The 14540-nt window shown below is 74.0% G+C and carries 11 protein-coding genes and 1 tRNA gene; 8 read left to right on the forward strand and 4 right to left on the reverse strand.

The window, feature by feature from the left end:
* Positions 1-43 precede the first annotated feature (43 nt).
* Together AB4K12_RS16045 and AB4K12_RS16050 are read left to right on the forward strand one after the other, a co-directional pair.
* Complete coding sequence (locus AB4K12_RS16045) at positions 44-2515, forward strand: glycosyltransferase (protein WP_368434831.1); 2472 nt, start codon at positions 44-46, stop codon at positions 2513-2515.
* 152 nt (positions 2516-2667) lie between these two features.
* The gene (locus tag AB4K12_RS16050) at positions 2668-3318 is read left to right on the forward strand and encodes a hypothetical protein (protein WP_086566122.1); all 651 of its coding nucleotides are present in this window, start codon (positions 2668-2670) and stop codon (positions 3316-3318) included.
* Positions 3319-3413: 95 nt separating this feature from the next.
* On the opposite strand, the gene AB4K12_RS16055 is transcribed toward AB4K12_RS16050, so the two are convergent.
* A complete protein-coding gene (locus AB4K12_RS16055; protein WP_179198719.1) occupies positions 3414-4145 on the reverse strand; it encodes an SLATT domain-containing protein in 732 nt (243 codons plus the stop codon).
* Positions 4146-4452: 307 nt separating this feature from the next.
* Here AB4K12_RS16055 and purD point away from each other — a divergent pair, with 307 nt between their 5' ends.
* The 6 genes from purD to AB4K12_RS16085 all read left to right on the forward strand — a co-directional run bounded on the left by purD (position 4453) and on the right by AB4K12_RS16085 (position 12475).
* The gene (gene purD / locus AB4K12_RS16060; RefSeq protein WP_368434832.1) at positions 4453-5703 is read left to right on the forward strand and encodes a phosphoribosylamine--glycine ligase; all 1251 of its coding nucleotides are present in this window, start codon (positions 4453-4455) and stop codon (positions 5701-5703) included.
* 267 nt (positions 5704-5970) lie between these two features.
* Positions 5971-7644, forward strand: a complete 1674-nt coding sequence (locus AB4K12_RS16065) for a hypothetical protein (protein WP_368434892.1) — start codon at positions 5971-5973, stop codon at positions 7642-7644.
* Between the two features lie 175 nt (positions 7645-7819).
* Positions 7820-9298, forward strand: coding sequence for a N,N-dimethylformamidase beta subunit family domain-containing protein (locus tag AB4K12_RS16070; RefSeq protein WP_368434833.1), 1479 nt, complete (start codon positions 7820-7822; stop codon positions 9296-9298).
* 68 nt (positions 9299-9366) lie between these two features.
* On the forward strand, positions 9367-10266 hold the full coding sequence (locus AB4K12_RS16075) for a phosphoribosylaminoimidazolesuccinocarboxamide synthase (RefSeq protein WP_086566117.1): 900 nt from the start codon (positions 9367-9369) through the stop codon (positions 10264-10266).
* A gap of 122 nt (positions 10267-10388) precedes the next feature.
* Positions 10389-11087, forward strand: coding sequence for a response regulator transcription factor (locus tag AB4K12_RS16080; protein WP_368434834.1), 699 nt, complete (start codon positions 10389-10391; stop codon positions 11085-11087).
* Complete coding sequence (locus AB4K12_RS16085) at positions 11084-12475, forward strand: ATP-binding protein (RefSeq protein ID WP_368434835.1); 1392 nt, start codon at positions 11084-11086, stop codon at positions 12473-12475. Before AB4K12_RS16080 ends, AB4K12_RS16085 begins: the two co-directional genes overlap by 4 nt.
* A 98-nt stretch (positions 12476-12573) precedes the next feature.
* On the opposite strand, the gene AB4K12_RS16090 is transcribed toward AB4K12_RS16085, so the two are convergent.
* The 3 genes from AB4K12_RS16090 to AB4K12_RS16100 form a co-directional block, all read right to left on the reverse strand.
* Positions 12574-12646: transfer RNA gene (locus AB4K12_RS16090), tRNA-Gly, on the reverse strand.
* A 34-nt stretch (positions 12647-12680) separates the two neighbouring features.
* Positions 12681-13289, reverse strand: a complete 609-nt coding sequence (locus AB4K12_RS16095; protein WP_368434836.1) for a response regulator transcription factor — start codon at positions 13287-13289, stop codon at positions 12681-12683.
* On the reverse strand, positions 13286-14509 hold the full coding sequence (locus AB4K12_RS16100) for a sensor histidine kinase (protein ID WP_368434837.1): 1224 nt from the start codon (positions 14507-14509) through the stop codon (positions 13286-13288). The genes AB4K12_RS16095 and AB4K12_RS16100 overlap by 4 nt, the downstream gene beginning before the upstream one ends.
* Between the last annotated feature and the right edge of the window lie 31 nt (positions 14510-14540).

A 14540-nucleotide genomic window follows, 5' to 3' on the forward strand; every position in this document is an offset into this window, starting at 1 on the left:
TCGATGTCGCTCGCCGTCGTCGACAAACGGAATGTGATTCGCCATGAAGCCGGCACCGGCCCAGCCGTCGGATCCCTCCGGAACGGCCGCTGAGGCAGCCGTCGATCTGACGGTGGTCATCCCCGCGTACAACGAGGAGAACCGGCTCGCCCCGACGCTCACCGCGGTGCGCGCCCACCTCGAGAGCCTCGAACCCCTGAGCTGGGAGCTGATCGTCGTCGACGACGGCTCGGCCGACGGCACGGCCGCCGTCACCGAGGCCGCCGCCGCCGAGGAGCCCCGCGTCCGGCTGCTGCGCACCCCGGCCAACCGCGGCAAGGGGCACGCCGTACGCACCGGAGTGCTCGCCTCGCGCGGCCGCCGGGTCCTGGTCACCGACGCCGACCTGGCCACCCCCATCGAGGAGCTGACCCCGCTCCAAAGACGGCTGGACGAGGGCGTGGCCGCCGCCGTCGGCTCCCGGGCGCTGCCGGAATCACGGATCGCCGTACGCCAGAACCCCGTGCGGGAGATCATGGGGCGGCTCGGCTCCGGGCTGATACGCGCGGCCGCCGTGCCGGGCATACGGGACACCCAGTGCGGCTTCAAACTCTTCGACGGCGACAAGGTCCGCACGGCCTTCGAGGGCTCCCGGCTCGACGGCTGGAGCTACGACGTCGAAATCCTGCGCTTCTTCCACCAGATGGCCTGGGAGGTCGCCGAAGTGCCCGTCCGATGGGCCCATCAGCCCGGTTCCAAGGTCCGTCCGTTCGCCTATCCCACCGTCCTCGCGGACCTCGTGCGGCTGCGCTGGCGCGCGGTGCGGCCGGAGCGGATAGCCATACCCGCGATCTTCCTGGTCCTCGCCTTCTTCCTCTACGGGGGCCTGTGGGGCGGCCTCGGCGGCGCCTACCTCGCCGACTCGGGCTCCGACCAGCAGCAGTGGGAATGGTTCTTCGCGGTCACCGCCGACAACGTCGCCCACCTGCGGAACCCGCTCTTCACCGACCTGCAGAACGCCCCGCTCGGGGTGAACCTCATGGCGAACACCGCCATGCTGGGCCTGTCCGTACCGCTGGCGCCCCTCACCCTCGCCCTCGGCGCCCACGTCACCTGGGCCGTCGTGCTCACCGGCGGGCTGACCGCGACCGCCTGCTCCTGGTACTGGCTCATCGCCCGGCGTTTCGTGCGCTCCCGCTGGGCGGCCGCGCTGGGCGGCGGGTTCTGCGCCTTCGCGCCGCCGATGATCTCCCACGGCACCGCGCACCCCAACTTCGCGGTGCTCTTCATGATGCCGCTGATCATCGACCGGGCGCTGCGGCTGTGCGAGGGCAGGCGGCCCACCCGCGACGCCGTCGTCCTCGGTCTCTTCCTCGCCTACCAGGTCTTCCTCGGCGAGGAGGCGCTGCTGCTGGCCGTCACGGGCATGCTCCTGTTCGCCTTCGGCTACGCGGTCGCCTCCCCGGACGTGGCCAAGGCCGTCGCCCCGCCCCTGCTGCGCGGCCTGGGCATCGCGGCGCTGGTGGCCGTGCCGCTGGTGATGGTGCCGCTGGCCTGGCAGTTCTTCGGCCCGCAGAGCTACCGCAGCGTGCTGCACGGGCAGGTCGGCAACCACCCCATGGCGCTGCTGGAGTTCGCCACCCGCTCGCTGGCCGGCGACGAGCACGTCGCGGCCTCGCTGTCGCTCAACCGGACCGAGGAGAACGCCTTCTTCGGCTGGCCCCTCGTCGTCCTCGCCGTCGCGCTCGTCGTCCACCTGCGCGACCAGCCGCGCGTGCGCGCCCTGGGCTTCACCGCGCTGGCCGCCGCCGTGCTCTCCCTGGGCCAGAACATCCCGCTGCCCGGCACCGGCAAGACCCTGCCGGGACCGTGGCGGGTGGTGGCGCCGCTGCCCGTCTTCGAGTCGGTCATCGAGTCGCGGATGGCCATGGTCTGCGTCCCGGCCCTCGGCATCCTCCTGGCCCTCGGCTGCGACCGGCTGGTCCTGCGGCGCGTCCGCAGCGAGCGCGAGAGCTCCCGCCGGATCCTCGGCGCGGCCGCGCTCGTCGTGGCCGTGCTGCCGCTGTTCCCCACGCCGTACCGCACCGTCGAGCGCGCCCCCGTGCCCGCCTTCGTCTCCGACGGCACCTGGCGGGAGTACGTACGCCCCGGCCGCTCCCTGGTGCCCGTACCGGTCCCGTCCCCGGCCGACACCACCGCACTGGGCTGGCAGATCGACGCCGGCCTCGGCTTCCGCATCCCCGGCGGCTACTTCAACGGACCCTGGGGCCCGGAGCGCATCGGCATCTACGGGCCGCAGCCGCGCCCCACGTCCGAGCTGCTGCGCAAGGTCCGCGAGACGGGCAGGGTGCCGGTGATCGGCCCCCAGCAGCGCCGCGAGTTCGGCTGGGACCTCGACTTCTGGCGCGCCGACGTGCTCGTCCTGGCGGGTCAGGACAACGACGAGGCGCTGCGCACGGCGGTCACCGCCCTCGCGGGCCGGCAGCCGAAGCGGGCGGGCGACGTGTGGGTGTGGGACGTGCGGGCGGGCCGCTGACGCGGGCGGTGGCGGGAGGCGTCCACGGCCGTGCGGAGTGCGCGATTCCATCTGCGTCGGCCCTGTGTGACAACCGGCTGAGCGGCACTACTCTGGCCCGACCATCGCATGCCCCGACCATCGCACGAACGCGAAAACGAGAGTGAGTTCACGTGGCCTGTGACCTCTGGCTAGTGCCCCTTGTCGACGTGCTGTGCCACAGCCCCGACAACCCCTTCGCCGAGGAGATCGCCGCGTACGACAAGGCCCTCGGCGAGGCCGGACTGCCTCCCGTGCCCGTCTTCGGCTACATGCCGGGCCTCTCCGGCGACGTGGCCCCGGTCGCGGGCTTCGACTACGACGCGCTGCACTTCCTGCGCCGCGCCCACCTGCTCAACCTGTGCGGTCTGGCCGTCACCCCCGTGGATGAACTCGGCGGCGACTACGAGCAGTTGCTGGAGATGTTCGAGAGCACGGCCCAGCAGTCGCACCTCGTGTGGCACTACGACCACGCCGGGGCGTACGTCCCCGTGGACTTCGCGCATCCGCTGTACAACGACGAACTCCTCGAGGGCGGCGGCCCCTTGGGCTCCAGCCACGGGCTGCTGCGCGAACTCCTCGCCGTGGCGCCCGTCCTGGGCATCGACCCGGCCAACCCGCCCGCCGCGCCCGCCGCTCCGGACCACCCGACCACCCTCGAGGAGCGCGCGGCCCCCGGCCCGCACGACGACAGCCCCTTCGCCCGGGAGCGCCATGTGTGGCTGGGCCTGCACGCGGCGGCGACGCGCAGCCTGGGTCAGGGATCGATGATCGTCTTCAGCTGACGGGCGCCTACGGCCGACGGGCGCCCCCGGCGCCGGACGGCGGCCACGGCCGTACGGCACCGGGAGCTCCCGGGCAGGTCCTGGGACAACACGGCCTAGCGCGGCGACTCCGGCGGCCGCTGCCGGGGCATGTTCGGCCGCGTGTGCGGCGGCATCGGGAACCGCCCCACGGGGCCGTTTCCCTCGCCCCGCGGGCCCCACGCCACGAGCGACTGCGTCAGAAGCGGCGCCGGGCCCGCCCGGAACTCCACCATCCAGTCCGCCGTCTCGGCCCGTACGAGCTCGGAGACGTCCTCCGAGAAGCGCCGCAGCACGGTCAGGCAGCGCTCGGCGGCCTCGCTGGCCGTGCCCTCGGTCGGGCCGAGCACCTCGCGCACGCACTCCGACGCCCAGTCGAACTGCAGCACCTCCAGCCGCCGCTGCACCGCCTGCGCCGTGGCCACCGCCCGCATCCAGCCGGACGTCAGGCCGAAGTAGCGGTCGCAGGCCACGCAGGCCACCGCGCCCAGCAGCGCCAGGAACGCCCAGGCCGAGCCCGTGCGCAGCACCTTCGTCAGCTCCAGCAGCGGCAGCGCGGCCCCCACCAGGGCGCAGGAGGCCGCCGCCAGGCGCAGCCCGCGCGCCCAGCGGCGCTTCCAGGCGCGGTCGGTCAGGTACCAGTCGGCGAGATTGAGGGCGCCGCCCTCGACCCATCTGTACAGCTCGTCCAGCCGCTCGGCGGGCTCTCCCCAGTCCCCGAGCGGGAAGGTCCGGCCGCGCAGGTCGCCCCGGTGCTTCCCGTCCTGCTCCCGAGGGAGCCCCTCGGGCTGCATCTCAGGCTGGCTCACGCCTGCACTCCCTCTCCGCCGTGTGCGCGTCCACGCACCTCAACCGTGCTGGCAGCCTCCTTCCTACCGCCGAACGGTTGGCGTTGGGCGCAAGATCCAGCCTTTTCCGTCCGTAAGTGCGGCGCAATCAGGTATAGGAGGCCCTCGGCCTCACTCGAAAGAGTTCGCCCCGGCCGGGGCGTGGACGCCCGCGGGCGCCCAGGAGGCGCGTCACGAGGCCGGTCAAGAGCCGATCAAGAGGTTCCTACGAAGAGCGGGCGGCACCCGAGTCGTGGTGATCCACAAGGCAGGCAATAGGGTGGCCCCTGTGAAGGTCCTCGTCATCGGCGGCGGCGCCCGCGAACACGCCCTGTGCCGCTCTCTGTCCCTCGACCCCGACGTCACCGCGCTCCACTGCGCCCCCGGCAACGCCGGGATCGCCGAGGTGGCCGAGGTGCATCCCGTGGACGCGCTGGACGGCGTCGCCGTCGCGGAGCTGGCCGCGTCGCTGCGCGCGGACCTCGTGGTGGTCGGCCCGGAGGCGCCGCTGGTCGCCGGCGTCGCCGACGTCCTGCGCGAGCGCGGCGTCCCCGTCTTCGGGCCCTCGGCCGAGGCGGCCCTGCTGGAGGGCTCCAAGGCGTTCGCCAAGGACGTCATGGCCTCCGCGAACGTCCCCACCGCCCGCAGCTACGTGTGCACCACGGCCGAGGAGATCGACGCGGCCCTCGACGCGTTCGGCGCGCCGTACGTCGTCAAGGACGACGGCCTGGCCGCCGGCAAGGGCGTCGTCGTCACCTCGGACGTCGCGGCCGCCCGGGAGCACGCGCTGGCGTGCGAGCGCGTGGTGATCGAGGAGTTCCTGGACGGCCCCGAGGTCTCGCTCTTCGCGATCACCGACGGCGAAACGGTCCTTCCCCTGCAGCCCGCCCAGGACTTCAAGCGCGCCCTGGACGCCGACGAGGGCCCCAACACCGGTGGCATGGGCGCCTACTCCCCGCTGCCGTGGGCCGGCCCCAAGCTGGTCGACGAGGTGCTCCGGACCGTGCTCCAGCCCACCGTCGACGAGCTGCGCCGGCGCGGCACGCCGTTCTCCGGGCTGCTCTACGCGGGCCTGGCGATCACCTCGCGCGGGATGCGGGTCATCGAGTTCAACGCCCGCTTCGGCGACCCGGAGACCCAGGTCGTGCTGGCCCGCCTGCGCACCCCGCTGGCGAGCGTCCTGTTCAACGCGGCCACGGGCAACCTCGCCGCCGAGCCGCCGCTGCGCTGGAGCGACGACGCCGCCGTGACGGTCGTCATCGCCTCGCACAACTACCCCGGCACCCCGCGCACCGGCGACGTGATCGAGGGCCTGGACGGCGCGGCCGAGGTGGAGCAGGCCTACGTCCTGCACGCCGGCACCGCGCACGACGCCGAGGGCCGCGTGGTCAGCGCGGGCGGCCGGGTGCTGTCCGTCACCGCGACCGGCGCCGGCCTGGAGCAGGCCCGCACGCGCGCGTACGAGGCCGTCTCCCGCGTCCGCCTGGACGGCTCGCACCACCGGACGGACATCGCGGCGAAGGCCGCCGCGTCCGCCTGATCCCGCCGCGACCCGCCCCCCACCCGTTCGTCGAACGCCAGTACTGGCGGAGTGGGTGGGGGCAGTGTGCGCATGGGCCTTGCCCAAAGCCATTCCATCGAGTGACCGATCCGCCAACCGGCTGACGGGTGCCCCGACCCCAACTAGGGTGCGGCGAAGGCCTGCTGCGCGTCCGGCAACTGGCCCACCGGCATTGCGATGTCAGAGGCCGGTGCCACAGTGGGGGTGGTAAGCACCCGGGCAGAGCACTACAGGCGACTGGGGGTGATCGGTCTCGTGGCAGGTCCCGAAGCAGGCGTGCTGACCGCGCGCGCCCGTGCCCTCGCCGTGCTGCGGGTGCGCAGCACGGCGCTGGCGGTCGCCCTGCTGCCCGCGGCGGCCGCGGTCGTGCTGGCCGCGGGCTCGGCCATGGGTCGTATTCCGGACGATTCCGTCTGGGACGTTCTCCGGCCCGTCGTGAGCGCCCTCGCGGTGCTGGCGCTGGTGCTGGCCGCCGGCGTGGCCGCCGTGGTCGCGCGGGCCCGGCCGGCCCTCAGCCCCACCGTCCCGATCCCCGAGTCGACGGCCCCCGACCTCTACCGCCTGGTCCGTGACCTCGCCGAGCGGCTGGACGTCCCCGCCCCCTCCGCCATAGCCCTCACCCCCGACTGCGACAGCTGGCTGGAGGACCGTACGCATCCCGCGCACGGCCCTTCGCGCGAGCGGCCGCCGGCGCGCCGCCGGGCCGGGGACGCGCCGGTGCTGGTGATCGGCTCGCCGTTCCTGTGGTGGATGCGCGTCGCCGAGCTGCGCGCCCTGCTCGCCCCCGTGGTGGCGGGCACGGGCCCGGCCGCCCACCCCGACATAGCGGCCGCCCGCCGCTTCGTCCGCGGCCTGGACGCCGCCGTGGCGGTGGCGGCCGGGCGGCCGCTGCTCGCGTTCGTGGGCTGGGCCGCCCGGCTGCTGCTGCGCTCGTGCCGCGACCACGCCGCCGAGATGGAGCGGGGGGTGGCGGCGGCCGCCTCCGAGCGCGCCCAGGCGGTCGACTACGGCCTGCGGATCGTCGCCCAGGAACAGGTCGGCCTGGCCTACGCCGGCTGGGACCGGCTGCTGAACCGCGTCGCGCTGCCCGCCTGGCGCATGGGTCGCTGGCCCTCGCGCCTGGACGCGGGCGTCGTCTCCGCGCTGACCGAGCTCTCCCGGCGCGACCGGCTGGCGGAGGGCTTCGCCTCCCGGCTGGGCGAGCGGCCCGCGTGCGACCTGCTCGAGGAGCCCGGCCTCATCGACGAGGCCGCGTCCCTGCTGGCCGCCCGCCTCTTCCACGGCGGCCCGCCCGAGCCCGGCCCCGACTGGTCGCCCGTCAGCTGGAGCCAGTATCCGGAGGAGGTCGTGGACCGCAAATGGCGGCTGGAGGCCGCCCGGCTGCACCGCGTCCTGGACGACATCGCGCCCCGCGCGCTGCCCGGCCTCCCGGACGCCGGGCGGACCCCCCTCGTGCCGGACCCCACGCCCGCGGCGCCCACGGTCGCCCGGGTCCTCGAGCGTCTCACCGGCCCGGCCGGCGGCGGGGTGGGCGAGGAGCTGGGGGTGCGGCTGAGCGCGGAGGTCGCCCGCGAGGCGGCCCGGGAGGAGCGGGTGGCCGAGCGGGGCGGGCTCGGCGCCTCGGCCGGCTCCTGGATCGACGGCCTGGCCCCCCTGTTCCCGCTGCAGCCGCCGCGCAGCGGCCGCGAGCTGCTCGCCGACCATGTGACGGCCATGGTGTGCTGCGCCGCCGTCGACACCGCCGGGGCCGTGCCCGGCCTGGACTGGCTGGACGGGCCCGCCCTGATGATCGGCGGCGCCCGCCGCGCCGATCTGGCCCGTACGGTCCTGAGCCTGATCGAGGACGGCGACGGCGAGCCCCTGCGTGCCTGGCTGGGGGAGATCGGGGTGCGGCCGGAGAAGCCCGTCCGGCTGGGCTGAGGGCTCCGGCAGCGCCTCCGCCCCGCCGTCACGGACGGTGAAGCGGTGACGCTGCGTAGAGGCCGAGCCATCACTTCCGGGGAATTTGCCGACGAACAGTGACGAGCCGGGTGTGTCCTGTGATCTGCTGGGAAACCGAATGGGTATGCGGTGATCCAGGGGAGGGAGAGCGCACATGGGGACGGAGCAGGTCCGGCGCTGGGAATCCGGGGCACTCGCGCACGCCGTCTCCGATCCCTTCGGACAAGGGCCACTGCCCTGGCTGCGCGGTGGCGAGTACTACTTCGACGGCACCGGCCAGATCATCCCCTGGTACGTCGACCCGGTCGTCGCCCCGGCCGGCGCGCGCGTCCCGCCGCCGCGCAGACCCGGGCCGCGCACCGCCGACGACGTCCACTGCCAGATCAAGGGCTTCGCCACCGACAGCGCGGTGGCCCCCGGAGAGGCCGTGGACTTCCGGATCACCGTGGATCCCCCGCAGCAGTTCTCCGTCGACATCTACCGCATCGGCCACTACGGGGGCGTCGGCGCCGCGAAGATCACGACGAGCCCCCGGCTGTCGGGCATCGTCCAGCCGCCGCCGCTCACCGCGGACCGCACGGTCTCCTGTCACCACTGGTGGCTGTCCTGGCGGCTGCAGATCCCCAGCTTCTGGAGCACCGGCGCCTATGTCGCCGTCCTCACCACCGCCGACGGCTACCGCAGCCACATCCCCTTCACCGTCCGCGACAGCACCCCCGCCGACCTGCTGCTCGTTCTCCCCGACATCACCTGGCAGGCCTACAACCTCTACCCCGAGGACGGCCGGACCGGCGCCAGCCTCTACCACGCCTGGGGCGAGGACGGCCGGCTGCTCGGCGAGGAGGGCGCGGCCACCACCGTCTCCTTCGACCGCCCCTACGCCGGCGCCGGGCTGCCGCTGCACGTGGGCCACGCCTACGACTTCATCCGCTGGGCCGAGCGCTACGGCTACGGCCTCGCCTATGCCGAGACCCGCGACCTCCACGCAGGGCGAATCGATCCGGCACGCTACCGGGGCCTCGTCTTCCCCGGCCACGACGAGTACTGGTCGCCCGCCATGCGCCACGCCGTCGAGAACGCCCGCGACTGCGGCACCTCGCTGGTCTTCCTCTCCTCCAACACCATGTACTGGCAGGTCGAGCTCGCCCCCTCGCCGGCCGGCCCCGACCACCTGCTGACCTGCCGCAAGCGCCGGGGCCCCGGCCGCTCGGCGCTGTGGCGCGAGATGTCGCCCCCCGAGCAGCAGCTGCTCGGCATCCAGTACGCCGGCCGCGTCCCCGAACCCGCCCCGCTGGTCGTCCGCAACGCCGACCACTGGCTGTGGGAGGCCACGGGCGCCGGCGAGGGCGACGAGCTGGCCGGCCTCGTCGCGGGCGAGGCCGACCGCTATTTCCCCCGTACGGCCCTGCCCGAGCACACCCGTCGCATCCTGCTGGCCCACTCCCCGTACGAGGACGGCGAGGGCACCAGACGCCACCAGGAGACCTCCCTGTACCGCGCCCCCAGCGGCGCCCTGGTCTTCGCCTCCGGCACCTTCGCCTGGTCCCCGGCCCTGGACCGCCCCGGCCATGTGGACCCCCGGATCCAGCGGGCCACGGCCAATCTCCTGGACCGCATCTGCAAACGCGCCTGACCCCCGGCGGAGCCGCGCGCCGCCGTACGGCAGAATCGGGGTGTTTGGACAAACCACCAGGAGGACGCGTGTCCGGATTCGTCGAGAAGCCCAAGCCCGTCGAGGTCCCGGGCCTGACGCACCTGCACACCGGCAAGGTCCGCGACCTCTACCGCGACGAGGCCGGCCGGCTGGTGATGGTCGCCAGCGACCGCATGTCCGCCTACGACTGGGTGCTGCCCACGGAGATCCCCGACAAGGGGCGCGTCCTCACCCAGCTGTCCCTGTGGTGGTTCGACCGGCTGCGCGACCTCATCCCGCACCACGTGCTCTCCGACGAGCTGCCCGCCGGCGCCCCCGCCGACTGGGCCGGGCGCACCCTGGTCTGCCGCTCGCTGGAGATGATCCCGGTCGAGTGCGTCGCCCGCGGCTACCTCACCGGCTCCGGCCTCGTGGAGTACGAGCAGACCCGCACCGTCTGCGGACTCGCCCTCCCCGAGGGCCTGGTCAACGGCTCCGAACTGCCCCAGCCGATCTTCACCCCGGCGACCAAGGCCGAGGTCGGCGAGCACGACGAGAACGTCTCCTACGAGGAGACCGCCCGCCGCGTCGGCGCCGAGACCGCCGCGATGCTCCGCCAGACGACCCTGGCCGTCTACAGCCGCGCCCGCGACATCGCCCGCGACCGGGGCATCATCCTGGCGGACACCAAGTTCGAGTTCGGTTGGGCGGACGGCGACCTGGTCCTCGCGGACGAGGTGCTCACCCCCGACTCCTCCCGCTTCTGGCCCGCCGACTCCTGGGAGCCGGGCCGCGCCCAGCCCTCCTTCGACAAGCAGTTCGTCCGCGACTGGCTGTCCTCGCCGGCCTCGGGCTGGGACCGCAACGGCCAGCTCCCGCCGCCGGAGCTGCCGGCGGAGATCGTCGAGCGCACCCGCGCGAAGTACGTCGAGGCCTACGAGCGCCTGACCGGCTCGAAGTGGGCGTAGCGGCACCGACCGGGCGGCTGGGAGGGCCCTCGCGGCGGTAGGGGCCCTCTCTAAGAGCTCTCTCAGACAGCGCATGCCATCGTGGGGCACGCACAAGATCCCGTACCCCCGCCGGAGGCGCGATGGCCGAGACGCCGACGTCCGTACTGGTCGTGGACGACGACCCCGACGTACGGGCAGCCGTCGTCGACAGCCTGACCGTCGAGGGCTACGCCGTGCGCTCGGCCGCCGACGGGCTGGAGGCCCTCTCCGCCGTCGCGAGCGCACCGCCGGGAGCCATCGTGCTCGACCTCGCCATGCCCGTGCTCGACGGCCTCGCCGTCTGCCGCCGCCTGCGCGAGCTCGGCGACCGGACGCCGGTCCTCGTCCTGACCGCCCGCGACGCCGTCTCCGACCGTGTCGCGGGCCTGGACGCCGGGGCCGACGACTATCTGGTCAAGCCCTTCGCGCTGGACGAGCTGCTCGCCCGCCTGCGGGCCCTGCTGCGCCGCGCGGCCCATGCCGAACCGATGGGGGAGGAGCAGGAGTTGACCTTCGCGGACCTGCGCGTCGACCCCGTCACCCGGACCGGCGAGCGCGCGGGGCTCGCCCTGGAGTTCACCCGGACCGAGTTCGCGCTGCTGGAGGTGCTGCTGCGGCACCCGGGGCAGGTGCTGCCGCGCGAGGTGATCCAGGAGCGCGTCTGGGGCGCGGACTTCGGCCCCGAGTCCAACTCCCTCGCCGTCTACGTCGGCTACCTCCGGCGCAAGCTCGAGGCGTCCGGCGCGCCCCGCCTCGTGCACACCGTCCACGGCGTCGGCTACCAGCTGGCCCAGCGGTGAGCCGCCGCACCGGCCCCCTCGGCCGCAGGCCGCTGCGCACCCGCCTGACGCTCGTCACCTCCGCGGCCGTGGCGCTCGTCGCCCTGGGCGTGCTGGCCGGCGCCTATGTGGTCATCCGCTACGAACTCGTGCGCCAGCTGGACCTCCAGCTCAAGCAGCAGGCCGGGCTCGTCGCCCAGCAGAGCCGCGGCGGCGCCGACCAGGGCGTGCTCTACGACCAGTGCGCCTGGCGGGCCGCCCCCGCCTGCGCCCAGATCGTCCGCGCCGACCCGGCGGCCCCCGGCCAGAACGGCCTGGTGCTGCCCGTCACCGGAGCGACCCGCCGGGTCGCGGCCGGCACCCTCGGCGCGTACTACAGCGACATCACCCACCACGGCCGTCCCATGAGGATGCTGACCACCCCGGTCCCGGGCCGGGACGGGCGCGCCCTGCAGGTGGCGGCCCGCTCCGACAGCGTCGACCAGAGCGTGGAACAGGCCGGTCTCTACCTCGGCGGGGTCGGCGCCGTCGGGGTCCTCCTCGCGGCGGCGCTGGGCCACCTCGCCGCGCGCACCTCGCTGCGGCCCGTCACCCGCCTGACCGCCACCGCCGAGCGCATCGCCGCCACCCGCGACCCCGCCCACCGCATCGAGCTGCCGCCCTATGAGGCACGCCGCCAGGACGAGATCACCCGCCTCGCCACCAGCTTCAACACCATGCTCGGCGAGCTGGAGGAGGCCGTCGCCGCCCAGCGCCGACTCGTCGCCGACGCCTCCCACGAGCTGCGCACCCCGCTCACCGCGCTGCGCACCAACGCCGAGCTGCTCGCCCGCGCCGACCGGCTCTCCACCGCCCAGCGCGAGCGGGCCTCGGACGCCCTGGGCCGCCAGCTGCGCGAGGTGACCGGCATGGTCAACGACCTCATCGAGCTGGCCCGCGACGAGGAACCCCAGCAGCTGGTCGAACAGGTGCGGCTGGACCGGCTGACCGAGCGCTGCGTGGCCGACGCCCGCGGCCACTGGCCGGCCACGCTCTTCACGGCCGACCTGGCCGCGGCCACCGTCCCCGGCGTGCCCGCCCGGCTCGCCCGGCTGCTGTCCAACCTGCTGGACAACGCGGCCAAGTTCAGCCCGGCCGGCGCCATGGTCGAGGTGCGCCTCGCCCGCACGGACGGCACCCTCGATCTCACCGTCCGCGACCACGGCCCCGGCATCTCGGACGAGGACCTGCCGCATGTCTTCGACCGCTTCTACCGCTCCCGTCAGGCCCGCGCCCTGCCGGGCTCCGGCCTCGGCCTGGCCATGGCCCGCCAGATCGCCCGCGCCCACGGCGCCGAGCTCACGGCGGAACAGGCCGGCACGGGCGGCGCCCTCTTCCGCCTGAGCTTCCCCGCCTCCGAACCTCGCTGACGCCGGGAAGGACCGGGGAAGGACCGGGGAAAGACCCGGGGAAAGACTGGGGAACGCCGAAGGCCCCGGTCGTTCCCGACCGGGGCCTTCGTTCTCTGAGCGGACGACGAGACTCGAACTCGCGACATCCACCTTGGCAAGGTGGTGCTCTACCAACTGAGCTACGTCCGCATTCGCCCCGCGCTCTCGTGCGGTGCGGGTACCACTATAGCCAACCCTGAGCGCGTGCGATGCGCGCCGCCGCATGACGGTTCTCCGCGCCCAGCTTCGCGGCCGCCGAGGAGAGGTAATTGCGGACCGTCCCGGGTGTCAGCGAAGCCTTCCGCGCGATCTCCGCGATGGGCGCGCCGTCCTCGGCCAGCTCGAGCAGTTCCGCCTCGCGCGCGGACAGCGGGGAGTCCCCGGCGCTGATCGCGTCGGCCGCCAACTCCGGGTCCACGTAGCGGCTTCCGCCGTGCACGGTACGGATGATCTCGGCGAGCCGCTGGGCCGAGACGGTCTTGGGCACGAACCCCCGCACCCCCGCCTCGAGGGCCCGCTTCAGATGCCCGGGGCGGCCGTGGCCGGTCACGATCATGGCGCGGCAGGAGGGGAGTTCGGACCGCAGTGATGTGGCGACCGTCACACCGTCCGCCCCTGGCATCTGGAGATCCAGTACGGCTACGTCCGGCCGGTGGCACCGGGCCATCGCCAGCGCCTCCGGTCCGGACGCGGCCTCCGCCACCACCTGGAGATCGTCCTCGAGCCCGAGGAGGGCGGCCAGCGCCCCCCGGATCAGGTGCTCGTCGTCGGCGAGCAGCACGCGAATCGTCATGCGCCCGCCCTGTCCGCCGTGAGTCCGGCCGGCACCTTCGCCGTCAGCCGGAACGTCTCGTTCGAGCCGTACTCGTACGACACCGTCCCCCCGAGCGCCGTCAGACGCTCCCGCAGGCCGGCGAGGCCCGAGCCGCCACCGTCCGGAGCGGCCGGCCGCACACCGTTGTTCTCCACCGTCAGCACGGCCAGGCCCTCCCTCTGTCGCAGTCGCACGGCGCAGCGCGCCGCGTCCGAGTGCCGCAGCACGTTCGTCGTGGCCTCGCGCACCACCCATGCCAGCGCCGACTGGACCTGCCGCGGCAGCTCGTCGGCGGCGGTGTCGTCCATGCGGCACTCGATGCCGGCGGCGGCCAGGATGCCGCGGGCCCCGACCAGTTCCGTGTGCAGGTCGGCCTCGCGGTAGCCGCGGACGACCTCGCGCAGCTCGCGCTGGGAGTCCTGGGCGATCCGCTGCACCTCCGCCATCTGCGCCGAGGCCGTGTCCGAGCCCCGCTGCGAAAGTTGCTCGGCGAGCTCGCTCTTGAGCGCGATCGCGGCGAGGTTGCGGCCCAGGATGTCGTGCATGTCGCGGGAGAACCGCAGCCGCTCCTCCGCGACGGCGAGCCGCGCCTGTACCGCGCGGGCCGCGTCGAGCTCCCAGATGATGGAGAGCATCCATCCCGAGACCCGGGCCATCAGCGCGACCCAGCCGCTGACGAAGAGCGCGCCGAAGACCACCCCCGTCAGCGCCGGAGCGCCCGCTCCCACCACGGCGAACGGCACGGTCGCGACGAACGAACCGGCCGTGCACAGCCCCCAGTAGGTTCGCTTGCGCACCACCAGGCACAGAGCCCCCAGCGGCGCCACCGTCAGGCCCATGAACATCGTGGACCCGAGCTGACCGAGGTTCCCGGCGCTGACGGCCAGCAGTCGCGCGAAGAGGCACAGCGCCAGCACCAGCAGGACGAACGAGAAGACCAGCCGCCCCCTCAGGCCGGTCGTCTCCTTGCGCAGGTAGCGGTCGAGGGCCCGCCGGATCAGACCGATGCCGAACGTGGCCTGCAGGGCACCCACGACGATCAGGGAGACGGCGAGCGCCCGAGGCAGGGGCTCGGGCCCCGCGAGAGACACCAGGCCCCCCGCCTCGATCAGGAGGAAGAACCACGGGACGACGTACAGCGCACTGCGCGTATAGAGATCGACCTGCTCGAGCCTGCTCCGGCTCCGAAAGATGCGCATTCGACGGATCACGCGCCGCCACCCCCGATGT

Source organism: Streptomyces sp. C36 (assembly GCF_040932295.1).
In the GTDB taxonomy this organism is placed as follows: Bacteria; Actinomycetota; Actinomycetes; order Streptomycetales; family Streptomycetaceae; genus Streptomyces; species Streptomyces triculaminicus.